The organism is Blautia sp. JLR.GB0024, assembly GCF_037000545.1.
In the GTDB taxonomy this organism is placed as follows: domain Bacteria; phylum Bacillota; class Clostridia; order Lachnospirales; family Lachnospiraceae; genus Blautia; species Blautia celeris.
Window position 1 is genome coordinate 1 of the sequence record NZ_JBANBF010000024.1, and the last position, 20,019, is coordinate 20,019.

27 protein-coding genes are annotated in these 20,019 nt (G+C 45.7%); 1 reads left to right on the forward strand and 26 read right to left on the reverse strand.

The features are described 5' to 3' along the window. Positions 1 to 223 precede the first annotated feature (223 nt). From V8Q34_RS25730 to rpmJ, 11 genes are all read right to left on the reverse strand, one after another. A complete protein-coding gene (locus tag V8Q34_RS25730; RefSeq protein WP_227242401.1) occupies positions 224 to 2,005 on the reverse strand; it encodes a cobaltochelatase CobT-related protein in 1,782 nt (593 codons plus the stop codon). Further along, positions 2,002 to 2,922, reverse strand: coding sequence for an AAA family ATPase (locus tag V8Q34_RS25735; protein WP_033143859.1), 921 nt, complete (start codon positions 2,920 to 2,922; stop codon positions 2,002 to 2,004). Before V8Q34_RS25735 ends, V8Q34_RS25730 begins: the two co-directional genes overlap by 4 nt. A 228-nt stretch (positions 2,923 to 3,150) precedes the next feature. Further along, on the reverse strand, positions 3,151 to 5,265 hold the full coding sequence (locus V8Q34_RS25740; protein ID WP_033143860.1) for a glutamine synthetase III family protein: 2,115 nt from the start codon (positions 5,263 to 5,265) through the stop codon (positions 3,151 to 3,153). 172 nt (positions 5,266 to 5,437) lie between these two features. Beyond that, the gene (locus tag V8Q34_RS25745; RefSeq protein ID WP_227212154.1) at positions 5,438 to 5,992 is read right to left on the reverse strand and encodes a manganese efflux pump; all 555 of its coding nucleotides are present in this window, start codon (positions 5,990 to 5,992) and stop codon (positions 5,438 to 5,440) included. Positions 5,993 to 6,053: 61 nt separating this feature from the next. After that, a complete protein-coding gene (locus tag V8Q34_RS25750) occupies positions 6,054 to 6,974 on the reverse strand; it encodes a diacylglycerol/lipid kinase family protein (RefSeq protein WP_033143862.1) in 921 nt (306 codons plus the stop codon). A 371-nt stretch (positions 6,975 to 7,345) separates the two neighbouring features. Then, positions 7,346 to 7,882: a bL17 family ribosomal protein gene (locus V8Q34_RS25755; protein WP_033143863.1), complete on the reverse strand. Its 537-nt coding sequence runs from the start codon at positions 7,880 to 7,882 to the stop codon at positions 7,346 to 7,348. A 91-nt stretch (positions 7,883 to 7,973) separates the two neighbouring features. Beyond that, positions 7,974 to 8,933 (reverse strand): DNA-directed RNA polymerase subunit alpha, encoded by a 960-nt coding sequence (locus V8Q34_RS25760; RefSeq protein WP_335836574.1) that lies wholly within the window; start codon positions 8,931 to 8,933, stop codon positions 7,974 to 7,976. A 26-nt stretch (positions 8,934 to 8,959) separates the two neighbouring features. Further along, the gene (rpsD, locus tag V8Q34_RS25765) at positions 8,960 to 9,553 is read right to left on the reverse strand and encodes a 30S ribosomal protein S4 (protein WP_335836575.1); all 594 of its coding nucleotides are present in this window, start codon (positions 9,551 to 9,553) and stop codon (positions 8,960 to 8,962) included. 18 nt (positions 9,554 to 9,571) lie between these two features. Beyond that, entirely contained in the window at positions 9,572 to 9,964 is a 393-nt protein-coding gene (rpsK, locus tag V8Q34_RS25770; RefSeq protein ID WP_018595061.1) for a 30S ribosomal protein S11, read from the reverse strand. 96 nt (positions 9,965 to 10,060) lie between these two features. Continuing rightward, a complete protein-coding gene (gene rpsM / locus V8Q34_RS25775) occupies positions 10,061 to 10,432 on the reverse strand; it encodes a 30S ribosomal protein S13 (protein ID WP_018595060.1) in 372 nt (123 codons plus the stop codon). 321 nt (positions 10,433 to 10,753) lie between these two features. Further along, the gene (gene rpmJ / locus V8Q34_RS25780) at positions 10,754 to 10,867 is read right to left on the reverse strand and encodes a 50S ribosomal protein L36 (RefSeq protein ID WP_003022746.1); all 114 of its coding nucleotides are present in this window, start codon (positions 10,865 to 10,867) and stop codon (positions 10,754 to 10,756) included. A 1,248-nt stretch (positions 10,868 to 12,115) separates the two neighbouring features. Here rpmJ and V8Q34_RS25785 point away from each other — a divergent pair. Continuing rightward, the gene (locus tag V8Q34_RS25785; protein ID WP_335836576.1) at positions 12,116 to 12,349 is read left to right on the forward strand and encodes a hypothetical protein; all 234 of its coding nucleotides are present in this window, start codon (positions 12,116 to 12,118) and stop codon (positions 12,347 to 12,349) included. 82 nt (positions 12,350 to 12,431) lie between these two features. Here V8Q34_RS25785 and infA read toward each other — a convergent pair whose 3' ends face one another. From infA to rplN, 15 genes are all read right to left on the reverse strand, one after another. Next, complete coding sequence (gene infA, locus V8Q34_RS25790; protein WP_003022750.1) at positions 12,432 to 12,650, reverse strand: translation initiation factor IF-1; 219 nt, start codon at positions 12,648 to 12,650, stop codon at positions 12,432 to 12,434. Between the two features lie 3 nt (positions 12,651 to 12,653). After that, positions 12,654 to 12,929 (reverse strand): KOW domain-containing RNA-binding protein, encoded by a 276-nt coding sequence (locus V8Q34_RS25795; protein WP_033143865.1) that lies wholly within the window; start codon positions 12,927 to 12,929, stop codon positions 12,654 to 12,656. Between the two features lie 8 nt (positions 12,930 to 12,937). Continuing rightward, positions 12,938 to 13,693 carry a type I methionyl aminopeptidase gene (gene map / locus V8Q34_RS25800; protein WP_033143866.1) on the reverse strand — a complete coding sequence of 252 codons (756 nt, stop codon included), beginning with the start codon at positions 13,691 to 13,693 and terminating at the stop codon, positions 12,938 to 12,940. A gap of 3 nt (positions 13,694 to 13,696) precedes the next feature. Further along, complete coding sequence (locus tag V8Q34_RS25805; protein WP_033143867.1) at positions 13,697 to 14,341, reverse strand: adenylate kinase; 645 nt, start codon at positions 14,339 to 14,341, stop codon at positions 13,697 to 13,699. Between the two features lie 159 nt (positions 14,342 to 14,500). Then, positions 14,501 to 15,817 (reverse strand): preprotein translocase subunit SecY, encoded by a 1,317-nt coding sequence (gene secY, locus V8Q34_RS25810; protein ID WP_033143868.1) that lies wholly within the window; start codon positions 15,815 to 15,817, stop codon positions 14,501 to 14,503. Then, the gene (rplO, locus tag V8Q34_RS25815) at positions 15,817 to 16,257 is read right to left on the reverse strand and encodes a 50S ribosomal protein L15 (protein ID WP_033143869.1); all 441 of its coding nucleotides are present in this window, start codon (positions 16,255 to 16,257) and stop codon (positions 15,817 to 15,819) included. Before rplO ends, secY begins: the two co-directional genes overlap by 1 nt. 23 nt (positions 16,258 to 16,280) lie before the next feature. Continuing rightward, on the reverse strand, positions 16,281 to 16,463 hold the full coding sequence (gene rpmD, locus V8Q34_RS25820) for a 50S ribosomal protein L30 (protein WP_033143870.1): 183 nt from the start codon (positions 16,461 to 16,463) through the stop codon (positions 16,281 to 16,283). A gap of 12 nt (positions 16,464 to 16,475) precedes the next feature. Next, on the reverse strand, positions 16,476 to 16,985 hold the full coding sequence (gene rpsE / locus V8Q34_RS25825) for a 30S ribosomal protein S5 (protein WP_033143871.1): 510 nt from the start codon (positions 16,983 to 16,985) through the stop codon (positions 16,476 to 16,478). A 19-nt stretch (positions 16,986 to 17,004) separates the two neighbouring features. Beyond that, entirely contained in the window at positions 17,005 to 17,373 is a 369-nt protein-coding gene (rplR, locus tag V8Q34_RS25830; protein WP_033143872.1) for a 50S ribosomal protein L18, read from the reverse strand. 17 nt (positions 17,374 to 17,390) lie between these two features. Continuing rightward, positions 17,391 to 17,930, reverse strand: a complete 540-nt coding sequence (gene rplF, locus V8Q34_RS25835; protein ID WP_033143873.1) for a 50S ribosomal protein L6 — start codon at positions 17,928 to 17,930, stop codon at positions 17,391 to 17,393. 111 nt (positions 17,931 to 18,041) lie between these two features. Then, entirely contained in the window at positions 18,042 to 18,443 is a 402-nt protein-coding gene (rpsH, locus tag V8Q34_RS25840) for a 30S ribosomal protein S8 (protein ID WP_033143874.1), read from the reverse strand. 100 nt (positions 18,444 to 18,543) lie between these two features. After that, on the reverse strand, positions 18,544 to 18,729 hold the full coding sequence (locus V8Q34_RS25845; RefSeq protein ID WP_018597906.1) for a type Z 30S ribosomal protein S14: 186 nt from the start codon (positions 18,727 to 18,729) through the stop codon (positions 18,544 to 18,546). A gap of 18 nt (positions 18,730 to 18,747) precedes the next feature. Further along, a complete protein-coding gene (rplE, locus tag V8Q34_RS25850) occupies positions 18,748 to 19,287 on the reverse strand; it encodes a 50S ribosomal protein L5 (protein ID WP_033143875.1) in 540 nt (179 codons plus the stop codon). A gap of 22 nt (positions 19,288 to 19,309) precedes the next feature. Further along, positions 19,310 to 19,621 (reverse strand): 50S ribosomal protein L24, encoded by a 312-nt coding sequence (rplX, locus tag V8Q34_RS25855; RefSeq protein WP_018597904.1) that lies wholly within the window; start codon positions 19,619 to 19,621, stop codon positions 19,310 to 19,312. 11 nt (positions 19,622 to 19,632) lie between these two features. After that, positions 19,633 to 20,001: a 50S ribosomal protein L14 gene (gene rplN, locus V8Q34_RS25860; protein ID WP_033143876.1), complete on the reverse strand. Its 369-nt coding sequence runs from the start codon at positions 19,999 to 20,001 to the stop codon at positions 19,633 to 19,635. Positions 20,002 to 20,019 lie beyond the last annotated feature (18 nt).

A 20,019-nucleotide genomic window follows, 5' to 3' on the forward strand; every position in this document is an offset into this window, starting at 1 on the left:
AAATAACAGGCGGATTTACCGCCTGCTGTTGACATGCCTTTTTGTAACTGTTATATATAAAGTAAGGGTGAAAAGCCTATTCTTAAGACTTTTCACCACTCATTATCATAGAAGAATCTTATTTACAGACTTTTCTTCATAGTCTCTCATCTGCATTTCATTTTAGATATTTAACCTGTCTACTTGACAGGGGGCATATCACCGAAGGCCTCTGCCGTCTGTACTATTCCTCTTTTTCCAATTGCCGAATCAGATATCTCCCCACCACTTTGGAAAATCCATTTACATTGTGGATATAGGCAAAATCCTTCCCGAAGATTTTCTTCTCCGCCGGAAGATCCTTCTCCTCCCCTGCAAATACCCCCAGGACACACACACCCTGATTCCGCAGTCTCCGCACCTCGAAGGCCGTATCCGAGATGGCGTATTTTCCCTGGTACGGCTGCGGGTTTCTGGCATTTGGACGGTTCAATATCACATCATAGGGACGACCGTCGCTTAACACGATAAGGACTTTATGTTCCTCGTCCCGGTTCAGCAGTTCGTGGCCTGCTGCCTTCAGGGCAAGTCCGTCTCTGTTATTAGAGGATGTGATATATTCAAAAATATTACTGTTTGCACTCCTGTCATCCTCATAACCGCGGAAACGGTGCATGATCGTATAATCCCAGAAAGTGCAGAAACTCATCACCCTGTGGGGAATATTCACATTGCTCAGGGCTTCACTCAGAATATACGCCTGCATGGCAACCTGACCCTGCCGGCTCCTCTGGGAGCCGCTGGCATCAATGAGCACATCCACCACAAAATCACTGTTGTCCTGCTTCAGTTCCCGTACAAAGAACTTGGCGTCATCTGTCCTGCCGATCCTCCACAGCCGGGAGGGAATGATTCTGCCCCTGTCCGACAGCACTTCATCTGTCTCATCCCGCATGGTAAACGCTTTTTTCAGCATGTCTGTAAGCGTCCAGATATTATTTTTCACCATTCTGTGATTATTGTGATAGGCATAAAGGTTCTTATCCTTCTGCTTTTTCGCATATTCATACTGATAATTGCGGAGCACCGGATTCTTTAGAACTCCCTCCGTAAAATACAGGCTGCAGTCTGCATGGATTCCCCTGCACAGTAAATAGTTCAGGCGTTTTTCCTCCGCTTCTGTCAGAAAAGTCTTCCCGTAATTTCTCTGTACATAGCTGTACATGCGCTCCAGGGCCTTTTCATCCACCACCAGCACCTTTTTCCTGTTGGTGTTCTCCTCTTCCCCGTCCTCTTCCTTCTCCTGCTGCTTTTCCTGCTCCATCATATCCAGGTTGGTCATGCTCTCCGTCACTTTGTCCAGGTAAGCGGAAAATGTCTCCTCCAGGGCTTCCTCCTCCAGATAATCCTTCCAGGAAAACTCTGTCAGTTCCTCCAGGGTGACCGCCAGCACCCGCTCCAGGGAACCATGCTGCTTTTCAAACCGGGGATCCACAATCTCATTATAAAGAAAATCCACTGTCCGTATGACTTCCATAGTATCTGCGGCATTTTTCAGCTCATAGACTCTCTCCATGAAGCCCCGGAGTCTGTCCGTGGCTGGTTCCTTTCCGTTCAGAGCCTCCTTAAAAAGAGAGATTTTTAACCGCCCTGCCTCATATCCTACCAATTGGGAAAAATCCAGCTCCAGGGTGTCCTCAAAAGCTCTTCTTCTGATCTCCCCTACGCCTTCTCTCTCCTCCATGATCCGATCACAGACGGCCCACTCAATACAGAGCTGCGCAAGGCTTATAAGCTCCCCTTCCGAAGCATGGAGGTATATTTTCTTGACCAGATAAAGAGATAGCTCCTCCCGGTCAAAATAGCGGGCAAATGCCCCCTGTTTGATACCGTCATAGAGGGCAATATACCTGGAACGCCGGAAACTGTCAAGATCCGGCTTCACATCCAGGGTATAATCCCCGCTCACCGTCCACATGAGGTTGCGGATTCTGTTTTCCAGCTCCAGCTCAAATTCTTCTCTCATTGAAACACATCCTCTGTGGTCCAGGATTCCGGTATTCTTGTCATAACCACATCCTGGACGATCTCTTTTTCAAACACGTCAAAGCATTTGTTGACTACCCCCATACGGACAGCAAGCGCCGGGCCAAGGCCGCAGGAAACCGCCTTCAGCGCCCCCAGCATTCCCCGCAGATCAAGGGACTTTGTGGTGATCTCACTGTTGCCTGCCTTTGTCTGCAGGTCCATGAACAGCCCAATCCACTGCTTCAGGGCGTTTTCTTTGATACTGGGGAATTTTCTCCGGAATATATATTCCAGGGTTTCCTCATTCTGAGGCGGCATATCGATCACAAGAAAACGGGAGACCAGGGCCTCATTCAGTTCTTTTGTTCCCGCATATCCATAATTCATGGTTCCGATAAAGCGTGCTGCGTCGTGCAGGTCAATCTTGTCATATCCGGGCACATCAATGCAACGCCTGTAATCCAGGGAGGCGTGAAGAACGGAAACCGCATCATTTTTTGCCATATTGATCTCATCCAGGACTCCGAAACCGCCGAACTCGGCACACCGGTAGATGCTTCCCTTTCTCAGCTCCACCTCATTATTGACAAATGTATCTGTTCCTATTAAGTCACCGCTGTTGGTATTTACATGGAAAGAAACATTGTACACCGGACGTCCGAAAATCCAGGCCAGATTTTCCGCCAGCATATTTTTTCCTGTAGCTTTGGGGCCTGTCAAAAGCAGGTTCTCCCCTTCCAAAAGAGCAGCGATTCCCATTTCCAGAACTTCCCTGCCGTAAAAGGGCATATCCGGGCAGATCACACGCCCCTTTGCCTCCTCTGCCACATCATATTTTGCCCGAAATTCCTCCACGCCGTCAATGAGTCCGCTGTCCACGCCCTGTTCCCGTAAAAATTCCAATTCTTTCTCCATGTCTGATTCCTCTCACCTATTTATTCTACTCCTACCCTGCGTCAGGGTAATTACAAAATACTTCTTCACATATGAATCTCTAACTTTTATCCGATTATATCATCCCATATGGATTCCAGTCTGTTGCAGATGCAACACCGCTTTTATTATTATAACACAAAAGGTGTTCCGAATCTGTATCCGGAACACCTTTTCCTGTATTATTTATAATGATTCCCGGCAGCCGTTTTATACATCAAACAACAGATCCCCATAAGACGGCATGGGCCAGATATCCTTATCCACGATCATTTCCAGTTCATCCACAGGACGGCGCAGGGCTTCCATTGCCGGCATTACCTTTTCACGGTAATAGAAGGCACGGTCTCTTCCCTCCTCCATGTCCGCTGCTGTCTTTGCCACTTCTTTTAAATGGTTCAGCGCATTCCTGGTATCCTTCAGAAGGCCGGATGTGTCCCTGAGCAGTTCTGTCTGCACATCTACATCCAGAATGCCTGCTGACACCACTGCATTGATGGAGTCCGCCAGATTCTTCGTGTATTTGATCACTGCCGGAATGATCTGTTTGCTGGCAATATCTATCATAGTCCTTGCCTCAATATTGATGGCCTTGGAATATGTCTCGTATTTGATCTCTTTTCTGGATTCCAGCTCAGCCTTTGTAAATACGCCGAACTCCTCAAACAGGCTCACGGATTCCTCATAAGTCAGGGCTTCCACAGCTTCCACCATGCATCCGATGTTGGGAAGGCCTCTCTTAGCAGCCTCTTCCACCCACTCCTCGGAATATCCGTTTCCGTTGAATACAATCCTCTGATGCTCTGTAAAATTCTTCTTGATCAGGTCATGGACTGCCATATCGAAGTCCTCTGCCTTCTCCAGCACATCACAGGCTTCCTTGAAGGACTGGGCAACAATGGTGTTCAATACCATATTGGCCGGCGCTATAGAATCCCTGGAACCAACCATACGGAATTCAAACTTATTGCCTGTGAAGGCAAAAGGTGAGGTCCTGTTCCTGTCTGTGGTATCACGCATAAACTCCGGAATGGATTTTACACCGGTCTCCAGCTTCTCGCTCTCAATACTGTGGTCAGCCATTCCTGTTGTGATCAACTGGTTCATAACATCTGTAAGCTGGTCTCCCAGGAATACAGAGATGATGGCCGGAGGAGCTTCATTTGCGCCCAGACGATGGTCATTTCCCACATCTGCGGCGGATTCCCGAAGCAGTGCCGCGTGTCTGTCCACGGCCTTCAGTACACAGCTTAAAACAAGCAGGAACTGGATATTCTGATGAGGTGTAATACCCGGATCCAGCAGATTTACACCTGTGTCCGTTGTCAGGGACCAGTTGTTGTGCTTACCGGAACCATTTACGCCTGCAAACGGCTTCTCATGAAGCAGACATTTCATCCCGTGCTGGGAGGCGATACGCTTCAGCGTCTGCATTATGATCTGATTATGGTCAACCTCCACATTGACTTCCGCATAGATGGGAGCCAGCTCATGCTGTGCCGGAGCCGCTTCATTATGCTGTGTCTTGGAGGTAACGCCCAGTCTCCACAGTTCCTCATTTACGTGCTTCATATATGCAGATATTTTCTGGCGGATGGTTCCCAGATAATGGTCATCCATCTCCTGACCCTTGGGAGGCATGGCTCCGAAAAGCGTACGCCCTGTAAAAGTCAGATCCTTTCTCTGCATAAAATTCTTATCACTTACCAGGAAATACTCCTGCTCCGCTCCCACGGAGGGGGTAACTTTCTTGGCTGTTGTATCGCCAAAAAGGCGGATCAGGCGCAGTGCCTGTTTATTGACAGCCTGCATGGAACGCAGCAGCGGGGTCTTCTGGTCAAGAGCTTCCCCGGTATAGGAGCAAAAGGCTGTAGGAATACAGAGTGTGGCACCTGCCGCATCATGCCTTACAAATGCCGGAGAGGTACAGTCCCAGACCGTATAACCCCTGGCCTCAAAAGTGGCGCGTAGCCCGCCGGACGGGAAGGAAGACGCATCCGGTTCACCCTTGATCAACTCTTTTCCGGAAAAACTCATCAGGACTTTTCCACTTGGAAGCGGTGCTGTGATAAAAGAATCATGTTTCTCAGCAGTCACGCCTGTCAGCGGCTGAAACCAGTGTGTATAATGTGTTGCCCCTTTTTCTATAGCCCATTCCTTCATTTCATGGGCAATCACATCAGCCATCTCAGGAGACAGTTCTTTCCCCTCCAGGATCGCCTGTTTCAAATCCTTGTAAACCTTTTTCGGCAGACGCTGCTGCATGACAGTGTCATTAAACACGTCCTCTCCAAAAATTTCAGCTACGTTTGTATACTCGCTCATATGTTTTTCCTTTCCTTACTGTGCTGCCCCATACTACATCTCTCCCAGGCCCCATACCTACCCCTTAACAAGTCATATGTCCCCGCACCTGAGACCCGCAGAGACACCTGGTCATTGAAACTGTTTCTAAGATACCTCAAAAACCGCTAAAAATCAAGAAAAAATTTACAATTCATCCCCGCAGGGAGCCAATTGCCAGCAGAAGAAGACACACTCCGCTGAGCCAGGACAGGTCCCGGTTCAGTATATGCCTGGTCCCATGTCCCAGCATCCATCCAGCCTCCATCACAGCGATACCTGCCAAAAAAGAGCCGATGACCAGCATCACCTGCCCGGACTGCACCAGCCCGGTCCCGATGCCCACCGCAATACTGTCGAGAGACAAAATAAAAGCAAGCCCCAGTCCTTCCAGCAGATTCAGCGCCTTCACCTTATCTGTATCCGCTTCCCCCTTCTTCAAAAAATAAGAAAAAAGCCTGTAACATCCAATCCCAAACAGCAGAAGAAACCCCAGTCTCCCCGTAACTCCTTCCGGAAGCAGCGCTGCCAGCCGACTTCCCATAAAAATAGCGGTACCCAAAATTGTACTCATCAGCAGGTTCATACAAACCACAATACCAAAAGGCATCTTAGTCTTACTCACCCCATAAGCAAAACTGACCACGAAAGAATCCATGGTCAGTGCAAGAATCAACAATATACCCTTTAAAACAGCCAGAGAATTCATTGCACACCTGATTAGTTTCTGTTTCTATTATAGTATTCTGATGTGTGCAGAAGTGGTATCCCTATTCCAGCGTATTGATCAGAGGCACCGTCTCATCCTCTTTGATCATAATCTGTACTGCATGCTTCATATTCGTAATTTCCACATCCCTGTGCTCACCCCCGAATTCCCCGTCCAAAGTCCAGGAAACAGGCCCGTCACAGGAAATCTTCAGCGAAGACGTCTTAAATGACTCGATCAGCTTCGTATCCGCCCCACCCAGCAGAGACGCAATGATCTCATTCAGCTCCAGTATATTTTTAGGCCTGTGCACCAGCATAACCTCAAACACCCCGTCATCCAGCATCACATCCGGCCCTGTCAGCTTCCGAAATCCTCCCACAGAAGTGGCATTACTCACCATCCCAAAGATAAATTCCCCTTCCATGTTACATTCCGCGCTCTCCACCGCCATATTATAGGACCTGATATTAAAAAGCCTCTGTGTTCCCTCTAATATATAAGCCGCATGCCCCAGAATATTCTTCAGATCCTGGTTCGTCTCATAAGAAACATCCGTAAACAGCCCGAACGCCGCAATATAAACAAAAAAGTCATCATTAAACTTTCCCACATCAAAAGCGTGCGCCCTTCCCTCCACAATATCCACAGCCGCCTCCAGCATATTCTTAGACACATGCAGACTATTGGCAAAATCATTGGTACTCCCCGCAGGAATATACCCCACCGGAGTCGAATGTCCCCCTTCCATGATCCCCGTCACGATCTCATCCAAGGTCCCATCCCCCCCGCTGGTAACCAGCAGGTCATACTCTCCCCCCTTACGTCTTGCCACTCTCTGCCCATCCCTATAAGCCTGCGTAGGATGCACAGTCACCTCATACCCAGCCTTCACAAATATATCAAGAATATCCACCAGCCTGTTCTTAATACTCCCCTTCCCAGCCCTGGGATTAAAAATAAACAACATCCTCTTACCCATAACCAATCCTCCCTTTTCATCTCCAGCTTATTTTACTACCGAACCCCCAATTATACAACCCTCATCCCCCGCATCCTCTTTTTTATTCTCTTTTTTTCCCGCATGACGCTCTCAGGGGAACCCGCGGCAGGGAGCAGCCCTGTGGTATCCTGTGAACGGTGTTCACGGAGCGCCCGGGAGATCCACCTGCCTCAGACGCTTAATGAGGAAGCCTCTGCTGACGAATTTAGCGACTGAGAGCAGGTTAGCTCCCTGGCAAGCGCAGTGCACCGTTCACAGGATACCACAGGGCTGCTCCCTGCCGCGGGTTCCCCGTCCCCCTTCATACAAAAAAAAGGCCCCCAGGTTCCCCCAGAGGCCCAACACTCATATTAAACTAACTCCAATACCACTTCCATAGCAGCATCGCCCTTACGCGGTCCGATCTTGATGATACGAGTATAACCACCATTACGGTCAACATATTTCGGAGCGATCTCAGTAAACATTTTGTCTACCATGTCCACTTCTTTGGTATTTTTCTTCTTACCAGCAGCTGCAGCCGGAACTTCCTTAATCGGATAGAAAACCTTCAGCATCTGTCTTCTTGCATGTAATCTGGAAGGAGCATCTTTTTTGATCTCCTTTTCCACTTCGTCATATACGGTAACTTTCTTACCATCAACAACTTCTTTTACTCTCTTTCCGTCAGCATCTTTGCGCGGAACTTTTGCCATAACTTTAACTGTCTCAAAGTTGTCTTTTTCTTTCACTGCCATAGCGATCAGTCCGTCAGCAATTTTGCGAACTTCTTTTGCTCTGGTCTCAGTGGTAACGATTTTACCGTGATATAACAGGTTTGTCACCTGGCTTCTCAGTAATGCTTTTCTCTGGTCAGATGTTCTGCCTAATTTTCTATATTTTGCCATCTCAATATTTCCTCCATTTGTGGAACCATATGCCATGCTTCTTCGGTCTTACTGACATATAGCTTTTTGCCCATAAATTCTTATCAGAGGCTTACTCCTCGCTGGGATTTAACTGTAAGCCCAATTCTTTCAGCTTCGCAAGCACTTCTTCCAGAGATTTGCGTCCCAGGTTACGGACTTTCATCATATCTTCAGAAGTACGGTTGCAAAGTTCTTCTACTGTATTGATACCAGCACGTTTTAAGCAGTTGTAGGAACGAACGGATAACTCAAGTTCATCGATGTTCATCTCCAGAACTTTTTCCTTCTCGTCATCTTCCTTCTCAATCATGACTTCTGCAGTCTTTGCACTTTCAGAAAGATCAATAAAGAGGCTTAAATGCTCGCTCAGTACTTTAGCCGCAAGGCTGACTGCCTCATCGGCGTCCAGGGTACCATTGGTGTAAATATCCAGTGTCAGTTTGTCAAAGTCAGTAACCTGACCGACACGGGTATTTTCAACAGTCATGTTCACACACTCTACCGGAGTATAAATTGCATCAACAGCAATCACACCAATCGGCATATCGTCTGTTTTTCCTTTGTCAGCGCTGACATATCCGCGACCCTTGGTAATTGTCAGTTCTGCATTGAATTTGCATCCTGTGCCGCCGTTTAAGGTGGCAATTACCTGTTCTGGGTTCAGGACTTCGATATCCTGGTCAACCGGGATATCTGCGCCTGTGACAACACCTTCGCCTTCAAACTCGATATAAGCTGTCTTGGGTTCTGTGCTGTCGCTTGTGTTCTTGATTGCCAGGTTTTTCAGATTCATGATGATTTGTGTCACATCCTCTTTCACACCCGGAATCGAACTGAATTCGTGCAGAACACCGTCAATCTTGACCTGGCTCACTGCAGCACCCGGTAAAGAAGAAAGCATGATTCTTCTTAAAGAGTTGCCGAGAGTGATACCATATCCTCGCTCCAGTGGTTCCACCACGAATTTCCCATATCTCTTATCATCAGACATTTCTGTGATTTGAATTTTGGGTTTGTTAAAATCGAACATGCAAAGCCCTCCTTGCTACGTGCATATTACTTAGAATACAACTCGACGATTAACATCTCGTCAACAGGAACGTCGATTTCCTCTCTTGTCGGAAGTGCTTTTACTTCACCTTTCAGATTTTCCTGGTCAACATCTAACCAAGCCGGTACAAGACGTCCGCCTGTTGCTTCCAGAACGTCTTTATATCTCTGAGAAGATTTGCATTTTTCTTTGATTTCGATTGTGTCTCCGGCTTTTACCAGGTAAGACGGAATGTTTACCTGTTTGCCGTTTACCATTACATGTTTATGGTCAACGATCTGTCTTGCTTCTCTTCTGGTTCTTGCGAATCCCATACGGAAGATAACATTGTCCAGACGTGTCTCCAGCATGATCATCAGGTTTTCACCTGTCTGACCCTGTTTCTGGTCAGCCTTTACGTAGTAGTTACGGAAAGGTTTCTCCAGAACGCCGTAGATGAATTTAGCTTTCTGTTTTTCTCTTAACTGAAGTCCGTACTCAGACATTTTTCTGTTTGCTCTTCTTAACTGTCTGGTGGATTTCTTGTCAATTCCTAAATATACAGAATCCAGACCCAGGGATCTACATCTTTTCAGAACCGGTACTCTATTTACTGCCATGATTTCTTAACCTCCTAATTAGACTCTTCTACGTTTTGGTGGACGGCATCCGTTGTGGGGAACCGGTGTTACGTCGCGAATGCTTGTAACTTCCAGACCACAAGCTGAGAGCGCACGGATTGCTGCTTCTCTTCCTGATCCCGGTCCTTTTACAAAAACGTCAACAGTCTTCAGACCATGAACTAACGCTGCTTTTGTAGCAGTCTCTGCAGCCATCTGTGCTGCATACGGAGTAGATTTCCTTGAACCTTTAAATCCCAGACCACCGGCACTTGCCCATGATAAAGCATTTCCTTCAGCATCTGTCAATGTTACGATTGTATTGTTGAAAGATGACTGGATATGTGCCTGTCCGCGTTCAACGTTTTTCTTAATACGCTTTTTTGTCACTTTTTTTGTAACTTTAGCCATTTTTAAACTAACCTACTTTCTCACTTAATCAAAAATTATCATGTTTCTTATATTGACTGCAGAAAGTACGCACTGCGAACTCTCTCTTGTCATAAATTATTTCTTCTTGTTAGCAACAGTTCTCTTCGGGCCTTTTCTGGTTCTTGCATTTGTCTTAGTCTTCTGTCCGCGAACCGGAAGTCCTTTTCTGTGGCGGATTCCTCTGTAGCATCCGATTTCCTGTAATCTCTTGATGTTCAGAGCGATTTCTCTTCTCAGATCACCCTCTACAGCGATATTCAGTTCATCGATTGCATCACGAATCTTTCCTACTTCTTCGTCAGTTAAATCCCTGCAGCGAGTGTCAGGGTTTACTCCTGCCTCTACTAAGATACGGTCAGCACTTGTTCTACCAATTCCGTAGATATAAGTCAGACCAATTTCAACACGTTTTTCTCTTGGTAAGTCTACACCAGCTATACGAGCCATGTATTTGTTCCTCCATTGTTCTTAAAAAATATTGTTCCTAATTGGGATACATAAAAATGACGGGTCTCTATGCATCCAGCCGCAAAATAAAATTTTACGCAGCCTTTCCGTCACGGCAGAGCGACGGTATTAAGCAATATTCTGTAATCGCCCTCTCGGCAGGACGACAAACGTGATATATTACTATATTTAATCAGTACGAACAACGCAACCGCGCGTTTCATACTGCAGCCGCACTAAAATAATTCACACAAATCACATCGTTTAAACACGCATCTCAAATTTCATGCCAAAAAACAGCATTCTTTTAGAGTTCCATGCTTAACCCTGACGCTGTTTGTGTTTCGGGTTTTCACAGATAATTCTGATACTGCCTTTTCTCTTGATAACTTTGCATTTTTCGCAAATCGGTTTTACAGATGATCTTACCTTCACGGATAACCCTCCTTTCTGAATTTCTCTGCACATGGGCATAAAAAGTCCACGTACGAGCACAAAAGTACGTTTTTAATGATAACACTGTCGTTGCAAGAATGCAAGCACTTTTTTAAAAAATTTCCACTTATTGATTGAAATGGCATATTTGTTGGCAAAACGGACGCCGGAGGCGGTCCTGGGGTTCCCCGGGCGAACGAGAGCAGAGAACTTCCAAGCTAACACGTAACCCGCACTAAGTTCATCGCCTTAGGGCTCTTCACTAAGTGCTTGCTAACGTGTGGATCTTGTAAGCTTCTCTACCCGCTCTTAAACGCCCGCCCGGGGAACCCCAGGACCGCCTCCGGCTGTTTTTAGACACCGAAAGGCTCAATGAATGCTCATTTTTATTCTCAATAGCAGATTTGTATGAAAACAGGGAAGAATGTATTGAGGCTGCCTATCAGAGCACATCCACCATAATAGAAATAACCTCAACTATATCTCCAAAAATTATAGGATATCTTTGAGAAAAAAGGCGTATCTCCCCGAACTACCTACTAAATTCAATGATTCATTGAAACCTATAGGTAATTTAACACCAAAACCGGGGCGTCCCTCACCCATTTACCTACTAAAATACAAGATTCAATGAATCCTATAGATATTTTGGCACCAAAAGCAAGGTCTTACCTCACCTATTTACCTACTTAAAGGCAAGTTTCAGTGAATCCTATAGGTATTTTGCTCCAAAAACAGGCTTACCCCACTCATTTACCTACTAAAATACAAGATTCAGTGAATCCTATAGGTATTCTACCGCCAAAACAAGGTTGAACCCTACCATTTACCTACTAAAATACAAGGATCATCGAACCCTATAGGTACTTTGGCACCAAAATCAAGTCTTACCTCACCCACTTACCTACTAAATGGCAAATTTCATTGAATCCTATAGGTATTTTACCGCCAAAACCAGATTTTACCTCACTTATTTACCTACTAAACGGCAAATTTCATTGAATCCTATAGGTATTTTACCGCCAAAACCAGATTTTACCTCACCTATTTACCTACTAAATGGCAAATTTCATTGAATCCTATAGGTATTTTACCGTCAAAACCAGATTTTACCTCACTTATTTACCTACTAAATGGCAAATTTCATCGAATCCTATAGACATACCGGATAGAAAACCTTTTCCACCAGTCTGTACAGCAATAAGGCTCCTCCATAGATAAAAACATATCCGCGGAAAGAGAACACCAGTGAAACAGGGATGCGGCGGGGGCGGAGGTGGGAATGGGGTGAGCGGCGTTTCACGGAGCGTCTGGGAGATCCACCTGCCCCAGACACTTAATGAGGAAGCCCTTGCTGACGAATTTAGTGTATGGGAGCAGGTTAGCTCCCTGACAGGCGCAGTGCGCCGCTCACCCCATTCCCACCTCCGCCCCCGCCGCATCCCTGTTTCACGTCCGCCCTCTATCCATCCCCCGCCTTAAACCAAAAAAGGAGATGCCTCCCACTCCGCAAAGCAGCCCGCATCCCCTTCATAAAACCAACAACCAATATCAACCAAAACTCTTATTTGTCTCTCCAGATAATCCTGCCCTTACTCAGATCATACGGTGACATCTCAATCGTCACCTTATCTCCCGGAAGAATCCTGATGAAATTCATCCTCAGTTTCCCGCTGATGTGCGCCAGAATCACATGTTTATTCTCCAGTTCCACCTTAAACATAGCGTTCGGCAACTTCTCCAGTACCGTTCCTTCTACTTCAATAACATCTGCCTTTGACATATATCAAACCTCCTGTTTCCTTCTATATTCTTTTACAACTCTCTTGATAGTTTCATTCTTCCATTCCCCGCCTTCACTGAGAATACTCTCAATCTCCGGGGAAATCCTGCGGTTGATCTGGACATGCCTCATTTTCTTCTTCTTGGGATGCTCACAAGTCCTAAGCGTTCCGTCAGCCAGATAGACATATCCGTCCTCCGCTCTGACGATGATATAATATCTGCCGGTATCATGGCCAGCCATGGAAACCGCTGCCATTCCTGCTCTCACCTCGCTCATAGGTCCACCTACTCACTCAAGGTCAGTATTTCAGGATCGCCGTCTGTGATGAGAATGGTATTTTCATAGTGGGCTGACAGAGAACCATCTTCTGTCACCACGGTCCAGTCATCATCCAGCCAAACCACATCGGCTCTGCCTTCATTAATCATCGGTTCAATCGCAAGAGTCATACCTGCCTGAAGTCTCAGCCCTCTGCGCTTCTGACGGAAATTCGGTATCTGCGGGTCTTCGTGCAGGCTTGTGCCGATTCCATGTCCGACCAAATCCCTGACTACACCGTATCCGAACTTCTCTGCATATGCGCCGATGGCTGCGGAGATTTCATATAAATGCTGTCCTGCCCTGGCATACTTGATTCCTTCAAAGAAACTCTGTCTGGTCACATCAATGAGTTTCTGCGCCTCCGGCGCGATCTCGCCCACCGCATGGGTACGTGCCGCGTCTGAATGATATCCTTTGTAGATCAGCCCGGCGTCCAGACTCACAATATCCCCATCCTGGAGAATGTGGTCCTTACGCGGAATTCCGTGTACCACCTCATCGTTGACAGAGACACAGATAGATGCCGGATATCCATTATAGTTCAGGAAATTCGGTATACAGCCCATCTGACGGATAAGCTTTTCTCCATACTGGTCAATGTCGAGGGTGGAAATACCCGGACGGATAAAATCCCTCAGCTCGTCGTGTACCTTCTCCAGAAGCCTTCCGGCCTCCCTCATAAGTTCAATTTCATTGGCAGTTTTTATCGATACTGACATTTTTTACGCTCCTAATATTTTGACGATCGCCTGGAACACATCTTCCATATCGACGGTTCCGTCAACCTGTTTTAATATACCGGACTTGGTATAGTAGTCAATCAGGGGCTGTGTCTGGTCATGATATACTGTGAGACGTTTTAAAACAGTCTCCGGCTGATCATCATCTCTCAGAATCAGTTTCTCACCGCAGATATCACATACATCCTCTGTTTTCGGAGGATTGTACTTGATATGGTAAGTAGCGCCGCATCCTACACACGCTCTTCTGCCGGACATACGGTTTACAATATTCTCATCCGGAACATCCACGTCAATGGCATAATCCACCTTCTGACCCATTTTAGCCAGCGCTGCGTCCAGGCTCTCTGCCTGGGGAATTGTTCTGGGGAATCCATCCAGCACATAACCATTTTCACAGTCATCCTGTGCCACTCTGTCCACTACCAGGTCCACTACTAATTCATCCGGAACCAGCAGGCCCTGATCCATATAGGTCTTAGCCTTTTTACCCAGCTCTGTTCCGTTCTTGATGTTGGCACGGAAAATATCACCAGTGGAGATATGCGGAATCTGATACTTCTCCGCAATTTTCTTCGCCTGTGTTCCTTTTCCTGCCCCCGGTGCGCCTAACATAATAATCTTCATACTTCTCTTCCCCTTTCGTATTTCAATCCGCATTCCGCCTTAAAGTATAAGCGCGGAATCATAGCCCACGGATTGCTGCCCAGACCCCAATCAGGGTGTGTGTCCTTATATAGCATTTTAGTGCACCCACAAAAGTGGGTACACTTAAATCATATAAGCTTATTCACTTAAAAATCCCTTGTAGTTACGAACCAGCATACGGGACTCAACCTGCTTGATCGTCTCCAGGACAACGCCCACCACGATGATGATGGATGTACCGCCGAAAGAAACATTTGCACCGAACACACCATTAAAGAAGAATGGGATAACGGCAACAATGACCAGACCTGTGGCACCGATGAAGATAATGTAACTTAAGATTTTCTCCAGATATTCCTGTGTCGGTTTACCCGGACGGATACCCGGAATGAAACCGCCCTGTTTTTTCATATTATCCGCAACTTCCATCGGATTGAATGTGATGGATGTATAGAAATAAGCAAAGAAAATAACAAGTACGATGTAAACAACCAGACCAATGGAATAAAGAGGCTCATTCGGGTTGAACCAGTTGCTTGAAGTCAGACCTTTTAAAATCTTGCTTCCGATTCCTGTACCGCCGCCTTTACCCAGGAAGCTCGCGATGACTACCGGGAAAGACATAAGGGAGGATGCGAAGATAATGGGAATAACACCTGCAGTGTTCACCTTCAGAGGAATCGCACTGGACTGTCCGCCCATCATTTTTCTTCCTACCATCTTCTTGGAATACTGGACCGGAATCTTCCGCTCTCCACCGTTCAGGATAAGTACAAGTACCACTACCACTATAATGATTGCCATGATAATGATAGCTGCCAGGCCGCCTCTTGCGATGGTTTTCCCTTTTACGAATTTCTCGAACAGGGAAGCCAGGTCGCTTGGGATCCTGGATACAATGTTGATCATCAGGACGATAGAGATACCATTTCCCACACCTTTTTCAGTGATCTGTTCACCGATCCACATCAGCATTGCAGAACCGCCGGTTAAGGTCACTACTGCAACAACAATGCTGGTGAAGTTCATCTCTGTCAGCCAGCCGCGGTTACCGAAGCCGATCACCATGGCTACAGACTGGAACAGAGCCAGACCTACAGTCAGATAACGGGTGATGGCAGTCATTTTCTTCCTGCCCTCCTCACCGTCACGCTGCATTTCTTCCAATTTGGGAATTGCAATTGTCAGAAGCTGAATGATGATAGATGATGTGATATATGGCGTAATACTCAACGCAAAGATAGACATCTGTTCAAATGAACCGCCTGTAAATGCATTGAAGAAATTGAACGCATCATTAGACTGGCTTGCAAACAGGTTCTTAAAAAAGTCCCTGTCTACGCCCGGAATTGGCAGCTGAGAGCCAATCCGGACAACAACCAGCATTAACAATACATAGTAAATTCGACGTCTTACATCTTTTATTTTAAAAGCGTTCCTAAGAGTCTCAAGCATTAAATCACCTCGACTGTTCCACCTGCAGCTTCGATTTTAGTTTTAGCGGTTTCGCTTACAGCGTTAACCTTTAAGTTAACCTTCTTTGTGATTTCACCACTTCCGAGGATTTTAACGCCGTCGCCAAGACGGGAAATAGCTCCGGATGCCAGTAAAGCTGCCGGTGTTACCTCTGCTCCATCCTCGAATCTGTTTAACTCGCTGACATTGATCGCTACGATGTCTTTAGAGTTTCTGCATTTGAAGCCTCTCTTAGGAAGTCTTCTGTATAAAGGCATCTGTCCACCTTCAAATCCCGGTCTCTTAGCTCCGGAACGGGCTTTCTGTCCTTTATGGCCTTTACCTGCGGTCTTACCGTTTCCTGAACCGTGGCCACGGCCTCTTCTGAAGTTATCGCTCTGTCTGGAGCCTTCAGCTGGTTTTAAATTTGATAAATCCATGACTGCACCTCCTTCTTCAATGATTAGATTTCTTCTACTTTCACTAAGTGTCTTACCTGCTGGATCATACCGCGAACGGCTGCATTGTCAGGCATTTCCACTGTCTTGTTCAGTTTTCTTAAACCTAAAGCTTCTACTGTTTTTCTGTTTTTCGGAACAGCACCGATTGTAGATTTCACCAGAGTGATTCTTAATTTATCTGCCATTTTTCAATCCTCCTACGCAAAAATCTCGTCAACAGATTTTCCACGAAGTTTTGCTACTTCTTCCGGAGTCTTTAACTGACTTAAACCTGCGATGGTAGCCAGAACTACGTTCTGTTTGTTACGGGAACCCATACATTTTGTACGGATGTTTTTGATACCTGCAAGCTCGATTACCGCACGGGCCGGGCCGCCGGCGATAACACCGGTACCTTCCGGAGCTTTCTTCAGCAGCATCTCAGCGCTTCCGAATTTTCCGATGAAGTCATGGGTAATACTTCCGTTTTCGTCTCTTGCTACTGTAACAAGTTTCTTCATAGCATCCTCTTTTCCCTTGCGGATAGCTTCGGGAATCTCGGCTGCCTTTCCTAATCCAGCGCCTACGTGACCATTGCCGTCACCTACAACAACTAAAGCTGTGAAACGGAAGTTACGACCACCTTTAACAACCTTTGTTACACGCTTGATTGACACTACTTTTTCTTCTAATTCTAACTGACTAGCATCAATGATAGAACGTTTCATGTGTTCATTTCCTCCCTTATTAGAATTCTAACCCAGCTTCACGTGCTGCGTCTGCTAATGCCTGAATTTTTCCGTGATATATAAAGCCGCCTCTGTCAAAGACAACCTCTTTGATGCCTGCTTCGATAGCTTTCTTACCGATCACAGTTCCTAAATATGCTGCAGCATCAACGTTATTGGTTTTTTCCAATTCAGCTTTTACCTCTTTCTGAGTGGTAGAAGCGGAAACCAGAGTTTTTCCAACGGTATCGTCAATAATTTGAGCATACATATGATTATTGCTGCGGAAAACTGCTAAACGTGGAGTTGTAGCGGTGCCGCTCAGATGATTACGTAATCTTCTATGTTTTTTTGCGCGAACTTTCGCTCTTGATACTTTACTAACCATTTTTACACTCTCCTTAATTATTTCTTACCAGTTTTACCAACTTTACGTCTGATAACTTCATCAGCATACTTAATACCTTTACCTTTGTATGGCTCCGGTCTTCTCTTATCTCTGATTTCAGCAGCGTACTGGCCAACTTTTTCTTTATCGATTCCTTTTACGATGATTTTATTACCATCTACAGAAGATTCCAGTCCTTCTGGGTCTTCCATCTCTACCGGATGTGAGTATCCTAAGGAGAGAACCAGTTTCTTACCCTGTTTTGCAGCTTTATAACCTACACCGTTAACTTCCAGAGTTTTTTCATATCCCTGGCTTACACCGATCACCATGTTCTGGATCAGTGTTCTTGTTAAACCGTGTAAAGATTTCATTTTCTTTAAATCATTTGGTCTTGTAACAACTACCTGACCATCCTCTAATTTGATTGACATCTCTGTCGGTAACGCTTTCTCAAGTGTTCCCTTTGCGCCTTTTACGGTCACAAAATTGTTCTCAGCAATTTTAACTTCTACGCCTGCCGGAACAGCTACTGGCTGTCTTCCAATACGTGACATACCTGTTGTCCTCCTTACTTAAATTTTCGGAAGGGCCTATTATGGTTCCCTTCTGTTTTCAGTATCTCTATCTATGAAAATTGCATATTTCCGGCCAAAGCCGGGAGGCAATTACCATACGAATGCTAATACCTCGCCGCCAACGTGCAGCTTTCTTGCTTCTTTATCTGTGATAACACCCTGGTTTGTGGACAGGATTGCAATACCCAGTCCGCCCAGAACTCTCGGAATCTCCTGGCTGCCTGCGTATACACGTAAGCCCGGTTTGGAAATTCTTTTCAGGCCTGTAATGATCTTTTCATTCTTGTCTGCACCGTATTTTAAGGTGATACGGATGGTCTTGAATGCGCCGTCTTCCAGAACGTCGTATTTTGCGATATATCCCTCTTTTACCAGGATATCGGCAATAGCAAGTTTCATTTTAGATGCCGGAACATCTACTGTATCATGTTTTGCAGTATTTGCATTACGGATTCTTGTAAGCATATCTGCAATTGGATCGCTCATTGTCATTAGAGTTTCCTCCTTCTATTCTTTATCCCATATCCGCCCAGGCGGATGAACTGATTAGATACTTTTAGTCCGCGGCTTGCGCTCGCTAAATATTCAATGCCTACCAGGAAGCTTTTTTCACTCCCGGAATCTGGCCTTTGTATGCTAATTCACGGAAGCAGATTCTGCAGATTCCGTATTTTCTCAAGTAAGCATGTGGACGGCCACAAATTCTGCAACGATTGTATTCTCTTGAAGAGAATTTCTGTTTACGCTGCTGTTTTAATTTCATTGCTGTTTTAGCCATGAATTTTCCCTCCTATAATTACTTTGCAAATGGCATGTTAAATAATGTCAATAATTCGCGGGCTTCTTCGTCTGTTTTAGCAGTTGTAACGAAAATGATGTCCATACCTCTTACTTTATCGACTTTATCGTATTCCACTTCCGGGAAAATTAACTGCTCTTTGATACCGAGTGCATAGTTACCTCTTCCATCAAATGCGTTAGGGTTAACGCCGCGGAAGTCACGTACTCGAGGCAGTGCTAAGTTGATAAGGCGATCAGCAAATTCATACATTTTTTCGCCTCTCAGAGTTACTTTACAACCGATCGGCATGCCTTCACGGAGTTTGAAGTTAGCAATGGAGTTTTTTGCTTTTGTTGTTACAGCTTTCTGACCTGTGATCAGTTCCATGTCAGCTACGGCTGCATCTAACAGTTTTGCGTTTTCCTTTGCTTCGCCTACACCCATGTTCACAACGATTTTGTCGAGTTTCGGCACTTCCATGATATTTTTATAACCAAACTTTTTGACCATAGCGTCTACGATCTCATTTTTGTATACTTCTCTCAGTCTGCTCACTTTAAAATGGCCTCCTCTCTAATTAATCGATTACTTTGCCTGTAGCTTTGGCGAAACGCACTTTCTTGTCGCCTTCCATCTTGAAGCCGACTCTGGTAGCTTTGCCTTCGTGTACTAACATAACGTTAGATACATCCAGCCAAGCTTCCTTCTCAACAATACCGCCCTGCTGATTAGCCATGGAAGGTTTTGTGTGCTTTGTTACCATGTTTGCGCCTTCAACCAGAACAGCACCTTTTTTCGGATTAACAGAGATTACTTTTCCTTCTTTGTCTTTATCTTTACCGGCGATCACTTTAACAGTATCACCTTTTTTAATCTTAAATGTTGACATCAGGTTACCTCCTATAATACTTCGGGAGCTAAGGAAACAATTTTCATAAACTGTTTCTCACGAAGCTCTCTGGCTACTGGTCCAAAAATACGGGTTCCTCTCGGAGTCTTGTCATCCTTGATGATGACTGCAGCGTTCTCATCGAATTTGATGTAGGATCCGTCTTTACGACGAGCGCCTTTTTTAGTACGAACAACAACGGCTTTCACAACATCACCTTTTTTAACAACACCACCTGGTGTTGCATCTTTGACAGTAGCAACGATCACATCACCGATGTTAGCATATCTTCTCGTAGAACCACCCATAACACGGATGCAGAGGATTTCTTTTGCACCTGTATTGTCAGCGACTCTAAGTCTACTTTCCTGTTGAATCATGCTTGGATTCCTCCTTAC